Source organism: Pseudomonas sp. FA117, assembly GCF_057370475.1.
Window position 1 is genome coordinate 3,619,334 of sequence record NZ_CM170675.1, and the last position, 20,353, is coordinate 3,639,686.

Genomic DNA, 20,353 nt, shown 5'->3' on the forward strand with positions numbered 1-20,353 from the left:
ATGGCTTATGTGATAACTCCCGGCAATCTTGTCAATCGCAATGGTGGGTCATTTCAAGAAGTGACCCTGAACACTGCAAAAACTGCCGTATTGACCAAGCATGGTCGCTACTGCACGATCCGTGACCACGAGAAAGCCCCGGCAACTAGCAAACCGGGACGCGTCTGGTTTCAGATCTTCCGTACGCCTGACAACACCGAGTGACGCGGTCTAGTTGTGTGAAAGGCTAGCGCTATACAGCTAGCCTTTTTCTTGGAAAGTAACGCTACAGAAAGAGCTCGCTTTCGCATCGCCCCGCTTTGTTGGCTGAGACCCGAAGCTCCCTGCCCTCAGCTCCCTGCCGAACCGACGACCTTGAATCATCCTCGCGATTGGCCTTCCAGACCTCGACGAGAGCGCAAGATCGGACGGGATCTCACGCCACAGTTAGTACCCCGGTGATCCAACCAGTGACCCATGCATGAGTGTTGCGTCGTCGGAGGGAAGACACCCGGCGAGCGAAGCGGATGCCTCCTGCCAGAATCGCCATTCAAGATGCGAGATTTGCTTGGCGGGCCAGCACGCGCAAGCCAGCACCGGCTAGAATGCCCTGCCCCGCTCACGTGATCGATCCCCGGATGCTTCAGCACCGGCGGACGGTTTGTATTTTTCTCAGTGCGCAAAGTCTTGAGGAACCTCAATGCTCATCGAACTCGATTTGAACTTCAACGACGCTCAGGCCCTGCTACGCCATTGCACGGAACATCAACCAATCTCTCAGGACGCTCGTGAAGATGCTCGGCTCGGCGATGCTCTGGAGACGCTTGCAGCCGCGATTGAGGACGCGATGAATTCGGGGCGTGCAAGCCCCGAACTCCAGGCCATTGATCCGCAACTGATCAATGCAGCAATCGCGTTGTTCGGCAATCAGGCAACCGCGATCAAGTGGTTATCACAACCGCTTAAGGCGTTGGGGGATAAACGCCCGAGCGATGTGCCACTCGAACACGCTCTCATGTTGATTACCCGGCTAGAGCATGGGTTTGTCGCTTGAGGTCGATTGCCACTTAAGGCCTAAAAGGAAGGATGGCGCCCTCATGTACGTCGGTACCCGGGACAGCGAGTTGAGCAGCAGTCATTGAGCTTCTTACGCCTTCGACGTCCTTGGCGGACACTAGATTTCCCTGATTTCCCCATCCCGATCGTATGAACGTGACGACCGCGGCGACCTCCTCGTCGCTCAGCCGCCATCCGAAGCCGGGCATTGTAAAGGCAGTCACCGCTTTTTCCGTACCTGCCAGGGTATAACCGCCAAGGATGATCCTGATCACGGAGGTGGGGTCTTCCTCATTCAGCACGCCGTTTCCTGCAAGTCCGGGGAAGGTCTGCGCATAGCCTCGGCCATCACTGCGATGACAAGCCATGCAGTTATCGGCATAGACCTGAGCACCCAGATTGCCCTGGATCTGGAGATTATGGAGCAACTCCGTTGTTTGAGATTGCCCAACGGGCTTCTGCGCTGCACCGGATGGCGGGAGTGTTTTTAGATAGCGAGCAATTGCCGTGAGGTCGCTTAGGGACAGATGTTGAAGACTATGCTCGATGACATCACTCATGCCGCCAAACGCTGCCGTACGGTCGTTCCGGCCCGTCTGCAGAAATTGAACAAGCTCCTCTACTGACCAGGTGCCCAGGCCAGTTGCATTTTCACCGCGCAGGTTCTTCGCCACCCAGCCCTCCAACGGAGCGCCGCCTGCCAGGAAGTGGCTGCTATCACTGTCGCTGAGGGCCTTCTCTTGCATCGTGATGGCTCTGGGAGTGTGACAGGTACCGCAATGACCCAGACCTTCGACCAGGTACGCTCCGCGGGCGATCACAGGATCCTCAGTGACGACAGGCAGAGCGCTAGCTGGATCAGGGGCAAACATCCAACGCCATATGCCGAGGGGCCAGCGCATGGACAGGGGCCATGGAATTTCGCTTTCCCTGTTTACCTGCGAAACAGCCGGTACCCCCTTCATGAAGTACGCATAAAGCGCCTTCATATCCTCATCCGTAACCCGCGCGTAAGACGGATAAGGCATGGCGGGATACCCGAACAGACCTGACAGACATGAGGGCTGGGCTGGGGGACTTCACGCACATCACGATCACGGAGAACATTTGTGCGCAGATACTTTTCGTCCCGGTGAACCTCGTCGGATTATGACCTTTGCCAGAACCATCATTTGCGAGCAGTGCAACAGTACGGACGGCACGATTAAGAGACGGCTGAAGTTACCCAAATATTTCACTTTTGCGCCGCTTGAGATTCGACGCTTTGTGATTCCCACACCGCACAGCAAGCATATTATTTGGTATGACACCGCTGAAGAGATTTTCCACATGGTAACCCATGCGAGACACCGGAAGCAGAAGCCAACTTATCTGCTACGGCGTTTTTCAAGGTAGTTGTCGCGTCAACCATCCAACTATGCGGCTTGCTTCACGTGCTGTTGTTCCCGATCAGGGTTCAGAAGCACGGTACCAATTGGCTCCCAGTTGCGAGTGCGTCCTGACCATCGCTCCGGATTCCTATTTCGAGCGCGCTCATAGAGTTCGTGGCGCAGGGCAAGGATTTGCCTGTCCTGGCCTCGATGACGCTCTGCTGGCGTGACGAAGCGGATTCGGCTGTGTCGGTGTTCGTGGTTGTACCAACGGATAAAATCACGCACCCAGCATCGTGCAGCATCCAAGGTCTCGAAGCCCTTGGTCGGCCATTGCGGGCAGTACTTCAGTGTTCTGAAAAGTGCCTCCGAGTATGGATTGTCATTACTGACACGCGGCCTGCCGCGGGACGGTGTTATGCCCAGCTCGTACATCTTGCTCAGCAAAGTGGCCGATTTCATCGGCGTGCCGTTGTCCGAGTGCAACACCAACGGCTCTCTCAAGCACTGTTCGCTGATTACACTTCTCTGCAGCAACACTGCAGCTTTGGCGCCGTCTTCGTTCTCGTGTACCTCCCAGCCCACAGTCTTGCGGCTGTAGATGTCTTCGATCAGGTACAGGTAGTAATACTTTCCACGCACCGAAGATGGCAAGTATGTGATGTCCCACGACCACACCCGGTTAGGTGCGCGGGCAGCATGCGTTGTCGGCTCGGCATGACGCCCAGGGCGCTGAGCGCGCCCTCGGCGTTCTCGCTGTCCAGCAGCCCGAAGCACCCGGTAGAAGGTCGACTCCGAGCCTATGTAGAGCTGCTTGTCGGCCAGCCTCGGCACGATCTGGCTAGGTGGCAAGTGAGCATACTCAGCGCTGTTGCACAGGTTGAGAATCGCTTGTCGCTCGTGCTCGCTCAGCGCGTTTGGTGGGGTTGCGCGAACTGTAGTTGTGCGTGCATCAGCCGCCACTTCTTCCGTTTGAGTCCAGCGCTGCAACGTTCGGAGCGTCAAGCCAACTTCCTGACATGCCGTCAATTTCCGAGCTCCGGAATTAATCGCCTCAGTCAACCAAGTCACCAGCAGTTGCCGTTCCGGCAAAGCAGTCAATTGTCCTCGTCGTCTACTCCCCAGTAGTCGTTGAGCTTTTTTCGCAGCACCAGTAACGCGGCTGTTTCAGCCAGCGCCTTATCCTTGCGGCGCAGCTCGCGCTCGAGCTGTTTAATACGTTTCTGATCCTGACGGGCCTGCTCCCGATCAACCTTGGGCTGCGCTTTTGGAGGGGCCATCCCACTCAGGAACGCTTGCCGCCAGGCAGCAATCTGCTCCGGATACAAGCCTTTGCGACGGCAGTATTCACCCACCTCGATCTCGGACAAGCTGGCACATTCAGCCACAGCTGCGAATCTCATTTCTGCCGACCAGCTCTCGGTCGGGTGTTTGGGATCGGTCACCACCACACATCCTTCGGCACTGGCTCGTTTGCGCCAGGTATACAGCGACATTTCAGTAACGCCCTCACGCCTAGCGACTTCGGCCATCGTCAGGTTGAGTGGAGGACCCAGCATCTTGAGCAGTTCGGCTTTGCGCTCAGAGGAATAGTACGGCATAACGGCTCTCTTTCAGCCCCCGGGGTCTGGTTTCAGGTAAATCTGGCGAGGCGACAACTATCCTGACACCGGGGGGCTAAGACAATCAGTTGCTCTCTGTTACAGCATGGGCAAATCTCAGCAAATCCACATAAGGGCCAGTACCTCGGCGACTCAGGTGATAGCCGATTATTCCCGCTTGCTTGGGCCCGTCGCGATCACATTTCAAAGAATCGCCAATCATCAGCACCGAATTGGCTGCCGTGCCATCGACAAGCCCTGGCTTCACGGCTAATAGGTCGCAAGCAGCTGCATACATTCGAGGATCAGGTTTCATCAAACCTAACTCGCAGCTGAGCGCATACCCATCCATCTGCGGCAGCAGCTCTCTAACTTTCGAACAATAGGCACTGGCAAGATTGGAGCAAAGCCCAAGCCGCAGTCCATGACGCTTGAGCATGTCCAGCGCCGGAAGGGCATCGTCATACAGCCGAATAGATTCTACTTCGATTTCCAAAATTTCTTGCAGTTCGGCCAACTTATCCTGAGCAATTTTGATCTTAAGCGTATCGGCGGCCTCGGCAAGCCCTCCGCTAAAGGTCATAAAAAACCGTAGGTCATCCGGGGCTGCGCAACGTCCTTGGCGAGTCCCTTCCCTCAGCAACGCTTTGTACGGATTCGTCCGCTTGCGAATCTCTAAAAGCGTGCCAAATACGTCAAGTATCACCGCGCAGTTCATAAAGCCCCTTCCCTGGATCTATTCGGCTTGTGCCAAAATAAGCTTAACGAACTGAAACTCCGAAAGCAGCAAGATCCTTCACCAACACGCTCCTGCGAAGCATCGCGGGCAACTTGAAGGCGTTCCGATAGCCGTACCAAAGCCCCAATGGGATTAGGAGCAAGCCAACCCCAAAAGTAGCGGTTGCTGCGATAATGCCTCCCGGAATCATTCCCAGCGCCACCAGAATTCCTTTCAGGACAGCGGATTTCACGATCTGGTTCATGTCTTCGAGCTCGTACTCGACATTCCCGCCAGACCTTTCAAACGCAACCAACACGACGGTCTTTTTGCCTAGCGGCTTATAATACCAGACTATTGGAGTATTGATCGCCATTGCTCCCTGCCGCTCAAGGTATCGCAACATTACAACTTTCTTGAAGTCAAGCGTGTTACCCTGTTCATCCTCCAATCTCACCCTATTAAATAAAACATCAAGATCACCCCGGCCTTGCACATCATATTTCCGGACAGTCACCTTGATTTTTTTGAGATCAGACATGCTTTTTCCTTTGGCATAGTCAGACGAACGCAAACCCTGAATGCGTTCAGTTACTAGGGAGAAATGAAAATTAAATGCCTAGCGCAATCAACTTGCGCGCATTATCATAGTTTGCACAACACCATCCAGCGCTTCTTCCACAAATAACATATGACTCACTGCCACGTAACAGGAGCCGCGAACGGTGAGGAACAATGTGTAACCATGCTCTTGCCACGTTTCACCGACATCAGATGTGGTAAAGGTATCACCATCTTCGTAGCGGCTGAGGGCGTCATAAAATATGGCACCTCTAATGCCTCTATCTCTCGCACGGACATCAAATAGAAACCCAGTTATCTGCTTACTGAATTTACGCCGAGCAGCCTCTGCCAGTTTTTCTTGATAATTCCGCATTTGATACTGCCTCGTTAAACCTCTATCACAAAAGCTGCGTCGAATCCGCACTCTTCGCTCGGGTATCCTCTTGGGTTACTAATGATCCGGCAGCCTTCAAATATTTCATCAACTTTGCTATGCGTGTGGCCAAATGCCCATACATCCGCTTGGCTAACCAATTCTGGCCACTGGTTTGAATAGGCTGGCATGAGAGCAGAGCCCTGTTCAGGGCCTGAAAACTGGGCTAATGGGCAGTGATGGGTCACGACAATGGTCTTGCCCTCAAACTCCTGAGCTAGCTCCCTCGCCAACCATTGGTATGTTTCGTGATTGCGGCTGATGACATCGCTGACGGCAAGGGCACGATACCCCTCACCTGCCCTGATTTTGCGGAAATCGTTCATGCATCGTTTAGCTTCCTGGGACGACTGGTAGACATTTCCATGAGCGGAGAAGTCTGTCCAAGCGGTGGCACCCAGAATTCGGACATCTCCGACAATCAAGACTTCATTCTCCAGCACGTGCACCTGGCTTCCTTCAGCCTGCTCTTTCATCGATCTAAGCGTCTTGTCGATGTGCCCTAAATAAAACTCGTGGTTCCCGCATACATACGCGACCGGGGTGTCAAAGGCTGCCTGAGCCCATTTCACCCCCCGGCCCTTCGTGTGAATGTCGCCGCCAAGGATGACGAGATCGACGTCATCGCTCGTGCGCTGTGGAAGCAGACTGGGTCGCGCATCCATCTCGCAGTGAAGATCAGAGTAGATGCAGACTTTCAAAAGTAGGTCTCCAGTCGCTGAGCGTGCATACGCGATTTTGGCTATTAATTGATCAGTGAAGCGGTATGGAAATGCCCTAAGCTTCAACGTGCATTTAGCGTGATATTGCGGTTGCTCGGATGGAGGAACTCGCCGCCACTGCGTGAGAACTCCTCCGTCGAACAGCGAGCCAGCAACGAGTGTATCACCATATGAATATACGGGTTTGAGTCGAACCATGCAAACACGGCATACAGTGGGCTTTGCAGGTATCGGCCACCCATGCTCAGGAAAGCTTTCGCTAGCGCCTTACGTTTCATGCGCCGCCAGACCGCGGTCGCTCAAAGCGATTTCGAGGGGGGCGTGTCGCAATCGCACATCTCTCGACTGGAGCGTGGAGAGTCCAGCGTTACCCTGGAAACCCTTGACGAGATCGCTGCTCAGCTAAAGGTGCACCCTCTGACCTTGGTCGCTTTAACGTGCGCTGCTAGCGAGCAGGTCTCCCCATCAGACTTGCTGGCACTCTGTCAGCGAGAGTTGGAAGCCCTGGGCGGTTTTGATGCACCTGTCTTAATTGATTCTGAACCGGCCGTTCACCCTCGCATTACGGAGGCGGCTAAGGTGCGCGAAGAAGTACAGCGCTTGAAAGCGCTAGGGCATACCAAAGCAGAGATCGCACGCCTCATGAACATCTCGCGCTCTACGGCAGGGCGTCATTGGTAAAGGTGGAAGCGCTTTGCGGTGCACTGTGCGGGTCGAGCATCTGCCTGCAAGCCGAATCGGGCGCTACGCCGAGCTTCTGGACAAAGTTTTTATCGCCTCTCCAGATGACCTGGATGCGATGCGAAAACAGAGCCTTGCCTACTTCCGCTTCTTCCCAAAAGAAAGAAGCTTGGCCGCGCGCGGCAGCGACCTGCATTCCAAAACACTGGAACAGCTGATTGACGCCGGTACTTCGACTTCAACAGCGGTGGTGAAGTATTCCTGCCCATGAGCGCCGCGGTTATCTTCCAGCCCAATCTGTTCAAATATCCTGAGCAGGCTATGGTCGAATCGCCACCAAAATGGGAGCCTCATGTGTAATCTGGACTCTGACCCTCTAGAGTGTCGCTCCTGCTGCTCTTCCTGCAGGGCAGCCTTTTTCTGGCCCCAAGGAAATCCCACTCATGTCAGGGAAAAGAGTTCGGGGTTGATCACCACGCTGCTAGACAGCAAGCCTAACCTGAGAGATTATCATGGCGTCAGATTATCGTAAAATTCAATAAAGACTCTCATGAAAGGATGCACTATGAGCCACCTGATCACCGACCCATCGATCCTGGAACAATTCGCCACCCTTCTTTTCAATACAGATCATAAAGAGCAGCAGTCCGCCCGGACACAAGCTGCAAACCTGTCAATGAATGAACCGAATGTTGTAAAGCTGTTGTTGAACTCTCTGAGTCCTGGCAATCAACTACTGACAACGCTGCGCGATCGAGCATTGAATTATCACAGCGCCCAAGCTGCTTCCAATCCAAATCAGAATCTAAATGACAGCATTGCTGCGACTTTGCATGCAACGTTTACGTATTTGGATGTCAACCCTGCTCCGCAATCCAACTATGATTTCGAGGCATTCGAATTCAGCTTAGACAGTCTATTGGTTTAGAAAACCACTTAAACTTTTCCACCCTTGGTGTTCAAGAGAGAATTCATCCGTTGTTAATTTGGAGGAATGGAGGGGCGAGTGCCACTTCTTTGCCCTGAGCAACGCCACCTCTGGGAAACAACGGCACTTGCAGCGACCGTTGGGAAGGGTGACTTCATGGCCGCTTGAAGGGTTAGAGCGGCCTACAGATCAAGGGGAATGGGCCCACTGCTTTAGACGGCTTAGGGCATCAGAGGTCGTAGTACCGCTTTGAGCTGGCTTCTTCCGACTTGAAATGCTCCCGGATCTTTTCACTGAACATGCTGAGAGAAACAATATTCTCCTGCATCAGACAGATAGGCTCGACCAAGGACGGCTCGCTTGGATAGGTGTTTGTGTACGTCACCTTCAGCGTATCCTTGTCTCGGTAACCACTGAAAGACGGCAGTAGCTGGATTTCCAGGTCAAGGCCAGTGACCTCTGTAGGAGCGCCCACCGACTGGATGAGCCCTACGTATACCTTTCGGTCACTCATGGTGATCATCACAGCCCTTTTGAATGCAAACGCATCCATGATCTTGCAGCCAATCGGACTGTGGCGGAGGGTTTCACGAGTCAAAAAGCTATGAAGCTTCGCCTCGTCTTTCGACTTCAAGTACGCCTTTAGACCACTTTTGGATCGAGCAGCCCAGACAAAGGGCATGATCAAAGTGACTATGCCCGTCAGGAAGCCAAACACGGTGGCCTGGCCGCCCTCCTGCGTCGTGACAAGCTTGGCATCGAGCAGAAGATGACCGATCCACGATAAATAGTCCGTGCTGAAATCATGACACCCCGAAAGAACCGAGTGCGGATTGCCACCATCCAAGCAGATCTGGCCCCAGCTATGGGAGAAAACCAATGACACGATCCCAACAACCAAAAAGGCCGCTATAAGGCACTGAAGCCCAAAGCGCCCGGCCTGAAGGTAGAGCAGCTGGCCTTCGTACCGGTGCAGTTTGTAGTAATTCAGGGGGTCATACAGACAAACGAGAAGACCACTGACAAGCAGCGGCAGAATGAGCAACAGTGCCATGAGGAAGGATCAATCAGCCTTTAACCAATTTTTGGCCAGATTCGTGCAGCTCTTTCAGCTGCTGCTCAAGGTCAGAAGAGTCCATGGACACATGGCCATCTTTGGCTTCAAGGGTGTCGATTTCACGCAACGCTGCCATGAAGGCCTCGTCATCCTTTTTTTGCGACTCGCTTCTGTTACCAATGCGGCTGCGAAACATAGACGTTTCCGATGATGAAGGGGTTGTCACACACGAAGGATAGCATGAATACCACAACCCCAGCACAGCGGGTAGCGGCTGAATCGTCGTGAAACACTTCAGTGGTTGGCCGCGCCGCCCTCAGTAGCAACAGCGGTTTCGACATTCCTGGCAACACCCTTGATGGCACCTCCCGCCTCCCCGACCCACACCGGTGCGAATTGCTCCAGCACCGCAGCAACCTGTACATCGACATCGAGCCCCTTCTTGACCCGCACCCGGGCGAGCTGCTCAAGCATGCTCTTATAACCGCCTTGCGCGACCTGATGCACAACCAAGCTGTGCTGAGCAATCCCGGTCGCATCGAATAAGATGTCCAGCTCAACCTTGTTGTTGACCCTCAGCAACACACGCCACATAAAACGCGGTAGCGACTTATAAAGGGTTGCTGCAGGATCAATACCCCAGGTTGGGTAATCGCTACGGGCCGATATCTTGTAGTCGTTAGCGGTCGTCAAGAAGATATCCCACTCACCCTTGGCCACACGGCCTCGCCGCGCCTGCTCAATGAACTTATCCAGCGAGAACACGGTGTCGTGGATCAACGAGTAGGGAATTCGGATCTTGTGATACAGCGGGAGAAGAACGAAGTTGATTTCCGCAAAGACCTGGTCTGAACCCGAGGTTTTCAGCAGGTTGAAATCCCCTGGGTGCGCAACACCGAAGTCGCTATTGACAGGGGGATTCCAGATCATCCGGGCAAAAGGCCCAACTTGGTCATCATGCCCGTAGAGCTTATCGATCCGCGTCGAGCGTAACTGAAGCCCAGTACGGAGGTGAGGGATCGGCGGGCCCTCGTCGAGCGAATACCCCGTCACAGCCACGGCATGCTGGCCAACCTCCTTTAGCTTCTCCCCATCCCATTCCTTCAACGTATAGACCAGGACTGATGGGATGCGCCCCCTCAAGAAGGCATAGGCCAAACCATTGAGGTCATAACGTGCAGGGGAGCCAATGACCATAGGTTCCAATCCAACACGGCGGACAGCGTAGGCCATCTGGCTTGCCGTCAGGCCGTTGTTGGGGAACGCCCGAGAACTCACCGCGCCTAGATTTTCAGGCATGTGCTCAGCAGCCCAATTTGTGATCTCAACAGGCGGGGGTATCGGGTGTTGGAATAGCTTGCCTGTGCCTTGCAAGCATGACCACAACGCACTCGTTGCGCATGCAGCCACAACGGTATCCTGCTCCTGGTAAGCCAGACTTCTGACCTTAAGCTGCATGCCGAACAGGTTGACGTCATAGGTGCGCAAACACGGAAAATGTCTACGCCCGGCATCATTGGGATATGTCCTGAGGCAGGTACGGCCGACCACTGATTGCGGCAACGGCTTAACGACTACAAAGCCAAGGTACGCATCTTGAAGGGATTTCTCCTGAGCACATCCCTCACCTGCCGTGACGGCCGTGACGAACACGTCCTCATCGAATTCCAAATCGAAGAAATGTAAGCGTAGTGTACGCCGCCCGTAGTTCTGGAAGCACCGGTCGTAGTACGCCGCATAGTCCTCAAGGTAGTCGCGGTCGATGTAGTCTTCCTCGACCACGATCGTCTTAGCGCCCAGCTCCTCGAAGTACTCCTTGAAGTAAACAAGGTGCAGCTTTTTAGAAATCCATTTTTCATCCGCAAAGGTAGACCCTACGGCCAAACACTCAATGAGCTTTTCGACGCTGTACGGATAGAGCTTATAGGCCAAGATTGGTCTACCCCACGGATTGATTTACCCCACGCGGGTAGTCAGATAGCCAGCCCCGGCGCCGATTGCTCGGTCAACCACGACTATAGGTTTATGCAAATCATCTCGGTCGACGGATCGAGAACGATTTAGCTCACTGATGGCCTGGCGGGCCTCAGCTGCAGCGTTGCTCAGAGCCTGGCTGCCCTCCTCGGATTGCAACCACTCAGCAATAGCCTCCAAGTCCTCAGCGGACAGGGAAGACACCGCAGCCTCTACAACTGCAGCGCGTGACTTAGGCTTGTTCATGGGCAAAACACCGGAAAAGGAAATGGTATGACGGGCATGTTCAGGGTAGCAGCCAAGCCGAAAAATGATCAACTCGATTTCACTCTGTTTCGCCGATGGATAGACCGAATGGCTCTCACGTCATCAGCACGGGCACCGGTGCGAGATAGCAGGGAGGCCACGAGATGCGCAGTCATAGTGCAAAGCAGTCCATCAACTGGGGTGACCAGCAATGCGGGCGGAGCCTAGACGATAGCGTCGCTGGTTGCCAGGAGAAAATCGTAACAAACCGGGCTTTCCGGTTCTCTCGCCGCCTCGTGATCAGGAGCGATACGTCGTGCTGGAGAGGATCGAGCGCTTTCTGAGCAGCTCGCACCATCGACAACCAGGATCCCCACGACAGTGATGCGTGCTGCTCTCCTCTGCAGCGTTAGCTTGGGCGCTGCAACAACAGTGGCTTCCGCTTGAAAAGCTGATCACAGAGCCGCTGTAGCATCCGAAACGGCACACTCATACCAATTACGGAGGGATTGTGCTGCCGACTAATTGCGTGAACCAGCCCATCCGGATCGAGCACGCACAGTGCCCCAGCACAACACCCCAGGCTCCAAGGCGTCCGTGCCGAATTTGCGCGCCGAGGGTTTGATCACATCGAGCTCGTCCAAATTGTCTCACGCTAGGCTAATCACATGCTGTTCACGACGGTTCATCGCTCTTCTCGGTTGAGCACGCAACTGATCCTGCATCCAAGCTCCAGCCTGATCAAACTCGGCCGTCATCGCATTAAATTCGCTATCGATCAGAAGACTCGCCACGGTATACAGCCGTTTTCTCTGCGGCTTCGCGAGCCTGCTGCTCAGCATACTCTTGAAGCCAGTTCTGACCGTTGTCGAGCGTGATGAAAGCCATGCGTTTTGCTGCATCCAGGCTGTCTTGCCATCTTGGGAAAGGCGGGCTGAAGCCGTCTTTATGTATCAGGTTCACACGCCATCTTCCGCGGCTTTGCGGCGTGATCGTAAGGGTGAAATCTTCCAAGCGTGTCGTGTAAGAACCATCCCCGAGTTGCGACCACGGCGTGTTGCTGTATGTGCGCAACAACCTGCGCTGGAAGCGCACAGCCTGCTGCACCAAGGCCATCAGCTCGCCTGACGGTTTGATCTGGCCTTCCAGAGCGCGATTAATGCCTCTGAGGATCGTGGCCGGGGTGCGGTAGTCGCCGAGGGAGCGCATGCGATCCATCAGCCCGGCAGCTGACCAGCCAAGCTCATCCAAGGAAACGCGCAGCTCCTGGGCTAGTTCTGTAGCGGTACGCTCGGAAATACTGACTACTTCCTCTTCCTCATGCATGCGAGCACCCTGTCACTATGAAAGTGACAATATGTCACATGACCAGTGACTTTTCCACAGATAATTTTACCCGCTTAAAGTCCGATATCTGAGGCAAAAAGCTGGTCACGTTGGGTGTCATTTAGTAGCTCTGCAGGAAGCTTTCTGAGCAAGGCGCCAGACAGATGGATACGCAGCCGCTCAGGCATTTCTAGCTTTCCAGACTCCCCTTCATTCAGCCGCAAATCAGGCGTATTCCTGATGAAAGCAAGGACAGTAGGGCCGAACACCTTCCGCAGCATTGGCTTCCTAAAATTACAGTAAGCCGTGCCGTTGACGGTAAAGATCCTTCCCCACTTGGTCGCCTTGCGATTAAGCGGAAAGTCATGACCACGATAGAAATCGTCCTGTGCCTTAATGAGCAGGTGCCTTAATTCATCAGCTCCAAAATATTTTAGGGCCTGCTTCCACAGCTGCCCTTCCATCTCAATGGGGAGGGTCATCATTATTTCATCCAGCCAATAATCAACTCAGTCAGCACATCTTGCATGTCGACCCCTCGACGCACACACATGGCCTTGAAGTCATCATGCAAGGGCTTAGGGATGTTCGCATTGACGCGCTTGACTGGGCCCTCTTCCAAAAGCGGATCCGCCAGCTGGCCGCGCAGCCAGAAGGCACATTCGGGACGATCATTGAACGAAATAACCATCTTCCTATAACGATCGGTAACTTCAACCAGCTGGACGGTCTCACCCAGTTGGTCAAGCACATAGCGGGTACCTAGGCGATACCCCAGCAGTTTGGCTTGATGGCTCAAGTCATCAATATCGTACAATTCGGTGCTTACAGCATGAGCGTCGATAAAGGCATACAGGGCCTGCTGAACCGCATCCAATGTGTCGCTGTCGAGATCCAGGCTCGACCGATCAAGGAAGCGCTCGTCTTCCAAAGCATGTCGGTAATAGTCACCGTCGACGAAAAACTCGACGACGATGAAGTTGATGCCATCTTCGGAATCGTGTTCGACACTCTTGATGATGATATTCATGTCATCTCCTAACCTTTTTATGATCATATAATCACATGATCATAAGACGAGATCAAGGACTACCAAGCAACGGATATGTTAAAGGGCGCCACACGCTGGGGACTGTATTCCCCCAGGATGATAAAGCGAGCTTTTCAGCCGCTTGTAGCCCGTACGCTTAAAGCTTGAGCCTAGACGCGTGCGGGCCTCTATAACAAGGGTAGGTCGGTTCTGAGAAGCTATCAGAGTGATCCTCCACCACGCTTCGTACGCGCTCCTTTTTTATCAAGTCACATGAATGCCGAAGTACTGAGCCACGGGCGATCCGCTTCAATGCAGATGATTGGCTGTGAGGTAGGTCAATTTGACGGCCAGACGCCGAAAATCTCGCAGACTCTGACGGCCTCCATCAGAGCTGAAAGTGGCGATAACGTACCGGCTGTTTTCAGTCGTAATCACCCAGAACCGCCCCTCCCTTGCTATGTCCAGCACATCGGATGTGCGAATGATGTGGCCATCCGCAAAACGACCTAGCGAGTCCTTTCTCACATGTCCGAATACTACGCCCACGGCAGCTCGCGCGTAGATGATCACGCCTGTGAGATAGGCCGTAACAGGCTTCGTGAAACCTTGGCTTTTCGCCTTCATGATACGTTTGAGATCAAATTCAGAATGGCGCTTCCAGTGGCATTCGACCATTACAGTGTCAATCATTGCCGCTCCTTGCTCGATTCATTAGCCACCCGGTGAATCGCTGGCGACCTGCCTTAGCCATCTCGGGGACTTGTAAACCAATTTTTTGACGTGTAAAGCAAAGAGGTTTACACATCAAAAAAATGGTTTACACCTCAGCCTTAAACAGCAAGGTAAAGGTAGCATTCGTTTGGTATCAAAACCGCTTACCGCCGGTGAAATTACCAAACGAATCTTGGCATTAGGATGCAATGGAAGCTTGAAAATCACGAACATGTCGCAAGTGGTCTCACCATTCGGCGTATGTATTCAGGGTGGCACGCGCATTACTGCGCCGACGCCACTGTCTATCGCCAAGGCGCTGCGATACCCTTTGGCGCTCAATTTTCTTGCCCCCTGTCCAACCACATGCCATTGAATCGTAAGCAGCCCATTAGGGAGGTCTTCCCTCGCAAAAGACTACGCAAGGAGGAAGCGGCTCAGACCGAGCCTACGTCAGTCCTTTCCTACGCTCTTCTCATTCTCTACGTGCTGGCAAGCGTGTCATCGACGAAAGACTCGATGCTGCTCATGCCGAACAAAGGTATCCAGCTGCCGCTAGTAAGCGTGACGGTATCTGTGGCGGGATTCTACTTCTTGAGCCCACTGATCGTATTGGCTGGCCACCTTGTGACCTTACGAAAGCTTCCGAAGATGTTCCCCGGGCTCAAGTCTGCAGCCCCGAACAACGCTTCGGACAAACTCAGTCGTCGTACTGACTTGCTCATGCTGATTTGCCTGCTATCTGCGGGCCCCGGCACTCTGATCTACATTCTTACCAAATTTACTGCGTACCAGAGCCCCCACCTGTTCTTAATTCAAGTAGCGGCGCTTTACTGCGCTTGCTACGCCGCGCGCATCCGCGGTCGAGAGCTACTAGCCACGCACTTGAGCAGCGGCACCCGTACGAGCACCCGATGGCTTCGACAAATCGGGTCGGGTGTATTCGAGATGTGGCTGCTGGTGTGCGTCGATGTGATTTTCTTGCCCGCACACCTGTCTCCAGTGCTTTGGGTCAAAACCCATACCTACTGGCTAGACAACGAAGACGGTGGGACTGTCGCGTGGGTTCCTCATATCGCGATTGACCGCGGCGAGCGCTTGTGGAGCGGCCCCTCCAAGACGGATGCCGAGCTTGCATCCTACTCAGGCCATGCTGACGCCAAAGAGTATTTCATGGTGCGCGAGGTAGCGATGGATCTGCGCTCGCGCAATCTACGATACCTCGACGTCAGCTTGCAGGTGATCCCTCGTATCTGGGCGCATAACGCTGATCTCGCCGGCGCGAATTTCGCCTTTTCTCGCCTCTACGGATCAGTCTTCGTCAATACCACGCTGAACGGGGCCAATTTCGAATTGGCTTCGTTAGACGGCGCGACATTCATGAACATGGATTTGGTAGCCACCGATTTCGCCCAGACGAGCATGAAAGGATCGTACTGGGACAATGTGACGGTGAGAAACGCCAAATTCGTCAATGCCGACCTTACGCTCTCGTCATTCTTCAACACCTCTTTCGATAATGTCGCTTTTCTGACGACTACACTCCAGGCGACCTCGCTGTTTGAAGTCAAAGGAGGAGAAGGTACGCTGACCTTCACTGCGCGTGAGCCCTTCAAAATCTTGTCGCTAGCAGAATCAGACGACTGGCCACAGGGTAGCGACTCCCCTTTCGAAGTGAACCCTCAAGCTGCGCTTGAAAGCCTACGAAGTGAGCTGTGCAAGCCTAAATTGAGCCCCGACTGGGCTTATGCATGGGGCTTATTCATCCAGACGAAACTTCTCATCGCGCGCACCGAACCCGAGGTTACTGAAGCGCTGCAGGATTTCATGAAAACCAAAGGATGCGAAGGCCTGCCTGATCGAGGATTCAAGGAAGATGCCATGGGCATACTCGCAGCCGCTGCTAAGGACAAGGCCGCTAAGGACAAGGCTTCTCATGAAGACAAGGGCTCACCCGCTTCTAAGGCTGGCAGGGAGCCACCACCTCACCTTACCTCCGAAAGTACACAGAGTGTCGAGCCATTAAAGCCAGTCGAGTCGGCCATTCCCGACAAGGCACCAGACCCGATTCAGGCAAAAGAGAACCGTTGAAAAGCCGCACGGCGCTGAGCAAAACGATTAGCAGCCGGGCATCCTCACATAGACGAGGAATAGACCCAGCACGAGCAAGCGCGAAGGCTCATGCCTGCCCTGTACTTTCGCCTGCTAAACGCCTGATAAACGCAGAGTCGACAAAAATATTTTTAGGCAACTGTAGGACATAAACGCCCTCCCGGGAGGGTTCCTACGCCCCCAAGGGGGATGACCTTCAGTACTCCCTCCCTGGCGACGCCAACGTCCTACAAAGTATACCGAGCGTTAATAATACCCACTTTGGAACACATCCAGCGAAGGGCACACGTACCATACCAGCGAGGGGGAGGCATTTATGTCGCCACCCACCCCATTGCCACGCCGCTTTTTACGCTTCCATAATCCGCTCCGACTGATATTTAACGGAGCCCATCATGTCCCCCACTCCAAACTCTGCTGCAACGCACAAGAAGACCGCAGCGCCCAAAGCGACTTCAGCCAAAGACGCTTCGAGCACAAAAAAACCAGCCATCAAACGCACCGGATCAGACAGTACTGCGAGCGATGCTACTCCTGAGCAAGTGGTGCGCAAGAAGCGTAGTTCGGCTAAGGAGACGGTGAGCACCGGCACAGAGTCAACGGACACGAGCTCTCCTGCCAAACCTAGGAAAAGCAAGAAGCCGCCTGCAGAGGACAAATCGATCGTTGATCGCTGGGGTAAAGACCTCACAGCAGCTGGGTGGACAGCTATTCCGAACGTCTTGTTCGAATACTCACAGGAGCTGGGACTGAAGTCACACCATATCGTGATCATCCTCCATCTCGCGGGGTACTGGTGGCGCAAAGGCAATGACCCTTTCCCAAGCAAAGCCACCCTCGCCCGGAAAATCGGCGTTGACTCGCGTACGATACAGCGCGCCATTGCAGAGCTTGAGCGCAAAGGCTACATCGAACGCAACCAGCGCTTCGCGAGCAGCGGCGGCAATCTCAGCAACAGTTATTCGTTCGATGGCCTCATCAAAGAGGCGCGTACCTACGCCAAACAAATGATCGTTGAGCGGGGAGCAAAAGCGGTGGCCACTACCAGGAAGAAGCCAGCGACCTCTAGGGCGAAGGCGTCCCAGTAGCTCATCAACGCCACAGCCTTGGTCGGCTAAGAGGGCTCAACAATGGGCAATAACCAGTATGGTGATGCAGCAGTCGCTCAAGCATTCCGAGCGCTGCTAGATCATGCGACGCGTCTGGAGCAAGCGGGCCTGCGCCTCGATCAAGCTGGTCATGTCGCAGAGTTCACTTACATCCTTACCGCGAAGCAGTTCGATCGAATTCGAAAAATATGCCGCCAACAACAATGGCCCGAACCAAACTGCAGAGGTATCCGCTTCGACCTGGAGTCGATCAAACATCCACTGCTCGCTCGACAGCTAAAAGACGGCTGCACAGCTGATGAGGTGCTTGAGATTCTAACGAGCGCTTACTGCAGCCAGAGCCAGGTTGGACTCAACAAACCTAAGCATGCACAGATGGTGATGTTCAGCGGCGGGCGCAAGGTGCTGGTGGGGAAAACACGCTACCAGGCAGTCGCCGTCATCAAGGTGTGCCAGGAAGGCACTAGAAAGTACTTGGCCCCCGTCACCGCTTTCCACGCGACGGAGGCCAAGGTGCGGAGCATTTCGTGACTACGGAGGAAGGACGGCCTCAGAAGCAAGCCTCCCGCACTGAAGCGGAACAGCCCAAGCGCCTCCGATTTCCCTTCATATGACCCACAGCTAAAGGGCCTACGCAGCACCGCCGACAAATTTTCTGCTGTCTACGTAGTCAACTGGCAATGCTACGGATGATGCCAGTGCAATGCAACGCCTGACCTACCCAACGGCCTTGGCAAGCGAATGAAATTGTGGCGGTTCCGAGGCTCGCGAGACTTGGGACTCTGCAGCGGATAGCGCCGTTGGTTGAGCAATCCCGTAGCTGGACATGCTTGAACCTCATTGCATCGCATCAGGGCGGCACTTGCAGTGCTCGCGATCCGTCGCGTGGATAAACCAACCGTTCGTGTGCGTTGAGAGCTCGCAGCCTCGCTAGTTGACAAACATAGGATTCTGCACAAAAATGCCGGTTGACAGTATTCCATAATTGCACAGTTTTCGAGGTCGTATCGATGCACGAAACTCAGCACCCAAGTCATTTCGCATCCGAGTTACTCCCCAAATACCTGGATCTGGTCTGCCAAGAAGTAATCTCAGTTGCGTATCAGGCGCTGGCTGATGCATCTACGCCAAACGATACCGCATATACCCGCGCGACCTTGCTCTACGGGCGTCTGCAGGGGCTTTGTAAAGCGCTGGGCGCGGATGTGACCTTGCCATGGCTTGAGCTGCGAAACGGCACCATGGATTTCACGATCAGCATCAACGGTGTGTTGCTACAGATCGTCACCGATGACCCAAATGCTCCCAAGAAGCTGCATAGGCTCAAAGCCAATCTGGTCGAGCTGCATCAACTGAACCTCTTCGAGGCCAGCCCCGAGGTTTCCACCTGGAGACTGTTTGTGGATGGGAACAACGATCTCGAATTCCCTGAATTCAAAGCAACGATCGTGGGCTTCGATATTAACCAAAATATCCTTTGCTACTGGACACATGAATACAAGGCCAGCGTGCCAGTCAGAACAAGCGATCTGCCTGCTCAAGTCGAGATCGAGGAACCTTTGATGGTTCGCAGAAACAAAGACGCCGACACGAAAAAACCCGACGAACCTGGCAGCGTAGATGGACGATAGAACACAGCAACTGGCATTAGGCGACGAATTCTCTCCGGACAAGCTGCGCTTGGCGCGCTGCGCGTCCGGTTGGTCGCTTGCAGACATCGGCGACCTGCTTGGAGTTACCCGGCAGTACGCTCACAAACTGGAGGTGAATGGGCTTCCCTCCCCCGTGCAGCTGGAAATGCTGAGCACGGCGCTGGGCGTCACTCATGAGTTCTTTTTTGCCCCCAGACGCAGCTCCGTTGAACTTGAGCAATGCCATTTCCGAAGCGTGCGCGCCTCAACGGTGACAGTGAAAAAATCGATTGCAGCTCAAGTTGAGCTCTTCGAACTGCTGATCGACGAGGTCGACAAAGAAGTCGCGTTTCCGGACATCAGCTTCCGGACTCATGATGAACCAGTAACCAGCGTCGACACCATCGAACAGATCGCCGAGCGTTTCCGTAGAGAGCAGTCGCTGGGGCTTGGCCCCATCTCTAACGTCACCAAGTTGGTCGAAAAAATTGGAGTGCTGGTCGTCAATATCGCTGAAGCGGATGATCGCATCGACGCCTTTTCCCTTCACAACAAGCGCCCACTGATTGTTCGCAATACCGCGAAGCAGAACCCATGCAGGCAACGTTTCGACATCGCCCATGAGCTCGGCCACCTAGTGATGCACCAAGGTGTGGAAACGGGCTGCAGACACACGGAAGATCAGGCCAACCAGTTCGCAAGTGCCCTGTTGATGCCCAGGGCAAGCTTTGCAGGAGAATTCCCTGCGATGCGAGGCAGGTATCTCAACTGGCAAGCCTTGGGTGAGCTCAAGCTGAGGTGGAAAGTTAGTTTCAAGGCTCTGATTTATCGGGCTCAGGCTCTGGATCTCATCACCCAAGAGCAGGCCAAATCAGGCTTCACCTACCTAAATCGTAAAGGCTTCACACGGCGGGAAGATCTCGATGAGTTGATCGAGATGGAGTCACCTCGTCTGGTGCAGCGCGCGCTGGACTTGCTGGATCACGCGAGCTGGAGAAAGGCTCTCAAGGCTTGTGGACTTACCCGCGAGATGGTTGAAAGCCGCTTCATGCTCACACCACCTGAGTCACCTTTGAGACTGGTCTGAAGGATCAACGCGGAG

At 54.1% G+C, this 20,353-nt stretch carries 21 protein-coding genes and 1 pseudogene; 9 read left to right on the top strand and 13 right to left on the bottom strand.

The window, feature by feature from the left end; translation table 11 throughout:
- Positions 1-679: 679 nt before the first annotated feature.
- The gene (locus AC1TXO_RS16740; protein ID WP_486402787.1) at positions 680-1,033 is read left to right on the top strand and encodes an antitoxin Xre/MbcA/ParS toxin-binding domain-containing protein; all 354 of its coding nucleotides are present in this window, start codon (positions 680-682) and stop codon (positions 1,031-1,033) included.
- Positions 1,034-1,046: 13 nt separating this feature from the next.
- Here AC1TXO_RS16740 and AC1TXO_RS16745 read toward each other — a convergent pair.
- The 6 genes and pseudogenes from AC1TXO_RS16745 to AC1TXO_RS16770 form a co-directional block, all read right to left on the bottom strand.
- A pseudogene (locus AC1TXO_RS16745) lies at positions 1,047-2,072 on the bottom strand (c-type cytochrome); the annotation flags it as partial.
- A 378-nt stretch (positions 2,073-2,450) separates the two neighbouring features.
- A protein-coding gene (locus AC1TXO_RS16750) for an IS3 family transposase (protein WP_486402409.1) occupies positions 2,451-4,006 on the bottom strand; the annotation gives its coding sequence in 2 pieces (ribosomal slippage) (positions 2,451-3,541 and positions 3,541-4,006; 1,557 coding nt in all).
- A gap of 85 nt (positions 4,007-4,091) precedes the next feature.
- Positions 4,092-4,724 carry an HAD family hydrolase gene (locus AC1TXO_RS16755; protein WP_486402788.1) on the bottom strand — a complete coding sequence of 211 codons (633 nt, stop codon included), beginning with the start codon at positions 4,722-4,724 and terminating at the stop codon, positions 4,092-4,094.
- 43 nt (positions 4,725-4,767) lie between these two features.
- Complete coding sequence (locus AC1TXO_RS16760) at positions 4,768-5,265, bottom strand: hypothetical protein (protein ID WP_486402789.1); 498 nt, start codon at positions 5,263-5,265, stop codon at positions 4,768-4,770.
- 87 nt (positions 5,266-5,352) lie between these two features.
- Entirely contained in the window at positions 5,353-5,661 is a 309-nt protein-coding gene (locus AC1TXO_RS16765; RefSeq protein ID WP_486402790.1) for a hypothetical protein, read from the bottom strand.
- Between the two features lie 14 nt (positions 5,662-5,675).
- Complete coding sequence (locus AC1TXO_RS16770; RefSeq protein ID WP_486402791.1) at positions 5,676-6,422, bottom strand: metallophosphoesterase; 747 nt, start codon at positions 6,420-6,422, stop codon at positions 5,676-5,678.
- Positions 6,423-6,683: 261 nt separating this feature from the next.
- Between AC1TXO_RS16770 and AC1TXO_RS16775 the strand changes: the two genes are divergently transcribed.
- From AC1TXO_RS16775 to AC1TXO_RS16785, 3 genes are all read left to right on the top strand, one after another.
- Positions 6,684-7,124, top strand: coding sequence for a helix-turn-helix domain-containing protein (locus tag AC1TXO_RS16775; protein ID WP_486402792.1), 441 nt, complete (start codon positions 6,684-6,686; stop codon positions 7,122-7,124).
- A gap of 25 nt (positions 7,125-7,149) precedes the next feature.
- On the top strand, positions 7,150-7,395 hold the full coding sequence (locus AC1TXO_RS16780; RefSeq protein WP_486402793.1) for a 2-oxoadipate dioxygenase/decarboxylase family protein: 246 nt from the start codon (positions 7,150-7,152) through the stop codon (positions 7,393-7,395).
- A 294-nt stretch (positions 7,396-7,689) separates the two neighbouring features.
- Positions 7,690-8,052 (top strand): hypothetical protein, encoded by a 363-nt coding sequence (locus AC1TXO_RS16785; protein ID WP_486402794.1) that lies wholly within the window; start codon positions 7,690-7,692, stop codon positions 8,050-8,052.
- Positions 8,053-8,281: 229 nt separating this feature from the next.
- Here AC1TXO_RS16785 and AC1TXO_RS16790 read toward each other — a convergent pair whose 3' ends face one another.
- The 7 genes from AC1TXO_RS16790 to AC1TXO_RS16820 form a co-directional block, all read right to left on the bottom strand.
- Positions 8,282-9,106, bottom strand: coding sequence for a hypothetical protein (locus tag AC1TXO_RS16790; protein ID WP_125923931.1), 825 nt, complete (start codon positions 9,104-9,106; stop codon positions 8,282-8,284).
- A gap of 13 nt (positions 9,107-9,119) precedes the next feature.
- Positions 9,120-9,305, bottom strand: a complete 186-nt coding sequence (locus AC1TXO_RS16795) for a hypothetical protein (RefSeq protein ID WP_125923930.1) — start codon at positions 9,303-9,305, stop codon at positions 9,120-9,122.
- A gap of 98 nt (positions 9,306-9,403) precedes the next feature.
- Positions 9,404-11,041 (bottom strand): hypothetical protein, encoded by a 1,638-nt coding sequence (locus AC1TXO_RS16800; RefSeq protein WP_125923929.1) that lies wholly within the window; start codon positions 11,039-11,041, stop codon positions 9,404-9,406.
- 1,059 nt (positions 11,042-12,100) lie between these two features.
- Positions 12,101-12,655, bottom strand: a complete 555-nt coding sequence (locus tag AC1TXO_RS16805) for a hypothetical protein (RefSeq protein WP_486402795.1) — start codon at positions 12,653-12,655, stop codon at positions 12,101-12,103.
- Positions 12,656-12,729: 74 nt separating this feature from the next.
- Positions 12,730-13,140 carry a hypothetical protein gene (locus tag AC1TXO_RS16810; RefSeq protein ID WP_125923927.1) on the bottom strand — a complete coding sequence of 137 codons (411 nt, stop codon included), beginning with the start codon at positions 13,138-13,140 and terminating at the stop codon, positions 12,730-12,732.
- Positions 13,140-13,685 (bottom strand): plasmid partition protein ParG, encoded by a 546-nt coding sequence (locus AC1TXO_RS16815; RefSeq protein WP_158621134.1) that lies wholly within the window; start codon positions 13,683-13,685, stop codon positions 13,140-13,142. The genes AC1TXO_RS16810 and AC1TXO_RS16815 overlap by 1 nt, the downstream gene beginning before the upstream one ends.
- Positions 13,686-13,994: 309 nt before the next feature.
- Positions 13,995-14,378, bottom strand: a complete 384-nt coding sequence (locus tag AC1TXO_RS16820; protein ID WP_125923925.1) for a hypothetical protein — start codon at positions 14,376-14,378, stop codon at positions 13,995-13,997.
- A 540-nt stretch (positions 14,379-14,918) separates the two neighbouring features.
- Between AC1TXO_RS16820 and AC1TXO_RS16825 the strand changes: the two genes are divergently transcribed.
- From AC1TXO_RS16825 to AC1TXO_RS16845, 5 genes are all read left to right on the top strand, one after another.
- Positions 14,919-16,490 carry a pentapeptide repeat-containing protein gene (locus tag AC1TXO_RS16825; RefSeq protein ID WP_486402796.1) on the top strand — a complete coding sequence of 524 codons (1,572 nt, stop codon included), beginning with the start codon at positions 14,919-14,921 and terminating at the stop codon, positions 16,488-16,490.
- Positions 16,491-16,906: 416 nt separating this feature from the next.
- Entirely contained in the window at positions 16,907-17,599 is a 693-nt protein-coding gene (locus AC1TXO_RS16830) for a helix-turn-helix domain-containing protein (protein WP_486402797.1), read from the top strand.
- Positions 17,600-17,641: 42 nt separating this feature from the next.
- Positions 17,642-18,151: a hypothetical protein gene (locus tag AC1TXO_RS16835; RefSeq protein WP_125923922.1), complete on the top strand. Its 510-nt coding sequence runs from the start codon at positions 17,642-17,644 to the stop codon at positions 18,149-18,151.
- A gap of 479 nt (positions 18,152-18,630) precedes the next feature.
- The gene (locus AC1TXO_RS16840; protein ID WP_486402798.1) at positions 18,631-19,251 is read left to right on the top strand and encodes a hypothetical protein; all 621 of its coding nucleotides are present in this window, start codon (positions 18,631-18,633) and stop codon (positions 19,249-19,251) included.
- On the top strand, positions 19,241-20,338 hold the full coding sequence (locus tag AC1TXO_RS16845; protein ID WP_125923920.1) for an XRE family transcriptional regulator: 1,098 nt from the start codon (positions 19,241-19,243) through the stop codon (positions 20,336-20,338). Before AC1TXO_RS16840 ends, AC1TXO_RS16845 begins: the two co-directional genes overlap by 11 nt.
- Positions 20,339-20,353 lie beyond the last annotated feature (15 nt).

What these genes read in the sequence shown, in the direction of transcription:
- AC1TXO_RS16740 (WP_486402787.1), top strand. Translation starts at nt 680, where the DNA reads ATGCTCATCGAACTCGATTTGAACTTCAACGACGCTCAGGCCCTGCTA.
- AC1TXO_RS16755 (WP_486402788.1), bottom strand. Translation starts at nt 4,724, where the DNA reads ATGAACTGCGCGGTGATACTTGACGTATTTGGCACGCTTTTAGAGATT.
- AC1TXO_RS16760 (WP_486402789.1), bottom strand. Translation starts at nt 5,265, where the DNA reads ATGTCTGATCTCAAAAAAATCAAGGTGACTGTCCGGAAATATGATGTG.
- AC1TXO_RS16765 (WP_486402790.1), bottom strand. Translation starts at nt 5,661, where the DNA reads ATGCGGAATTATCAAGAAAAACTGGCAGAGGCTGCTCGGCGTAAATTC.
- AC1TXO_RS16775 (WP_486402792.1), top strand. Translation starts at nt 6,684, where the DNA reads ATGCTCAGGAAAGCTTTCGCTAGCGCCTTACGTTTCATGCGCCGCCAG.
- AC1TXO_RS16785 (WP_486402794.1), top strand. Translation starts at nt 7,690, where the DNA reads ATGAGCCACCTGATCACCGACCCATCGATCCTGGAACAATTCGCCACC.
- AC1TXO_RS16790 (WP_125923931.1), bottom strand. Translation starts at nt 9,106, where the DNA reads ATGGCACTGTTGCTCATTCTGCCGCTGCTTGTCAGTGGTCTTCTCGTT.
- AC1TXO_RS16795 (WP_125923930.1), bottom strand. Translation starts at nt 9,305, where the DNA reads ATGTTTCGCAGCCGCATTGGTAACAGAAGCGAGTCGCAAAAAAAGGAT.
- AC1TXO_RS16805 (WP_486402795.1), bottom strand. Translation starts at nt 12,655, where the DNA reads ATGCATGAGGAAGAGGAAGTAGTCAGTATTTCCGAGCGTACCGCTACA.
- AC1TXO_RS16810 (WP_125923927.1), bottom strand. Translation starts at nt 13,140, where the DNA reads ATGATGACCCTCCCCATTGAGATGGAAGGGCAGCTGTGGAAGCAGGCC.
- AC1TXO_RS16815 (WP_158621134.1), bottom strand. Translation starts at nt 13,685, where the DNA reads ATGAATATCATCATCAAGAGTGTCGAACACGATTCCGAAGATGGCATC.
- AC1TXO_RS16820 (WP_125923925.1), bottom strand. Translation starts at nt 14,378, where the DNA reads ATGATTGACACTGTAATGGTCGAATGCCACTGGAAGCGCCATTCTGAA.
- AC1TXO_RS16825 (WP_486402796.1), top strand. Translation starts at nt 14,919, where the DNA reads ATGCTGCTCATGCCGAACAAAGGTATCCAGCTGCCGCTAGTAAGCGTG.
- AC1TXO_RS16830 (WP_486402797.1), top strand. Translation starts at nt 16,907, where the DNA reads ATGTCCCCCACTCCAAACTCTGCTGCAACGCACAAGAAGACCGCAGCG.
- AC1TXO_RS16835 (WP_125923922.1), top strand. Translation starts at nt 17,642, where the DNA reads ATGGGCAATAACCAGTATGGTGATGCAGCAGTCGCTCAAGCATTCCGA.
- AC1TXO_RS16840 (WP_486402798.1), top strand. Translation starts at nt 18,631, where the DNA reads ATGCACGAAACTCAGCACCCAAGTCATTTCGCATCCGAGTTACTCCCC.
- AC1TXO_RS16845 (WP_125923920.1), top strand. Translation starts at nt 19,241, where the DNA reads ATGGACGATAGAACACAGCAACTGGCATTAGGCGACGAATTCTCTCCG.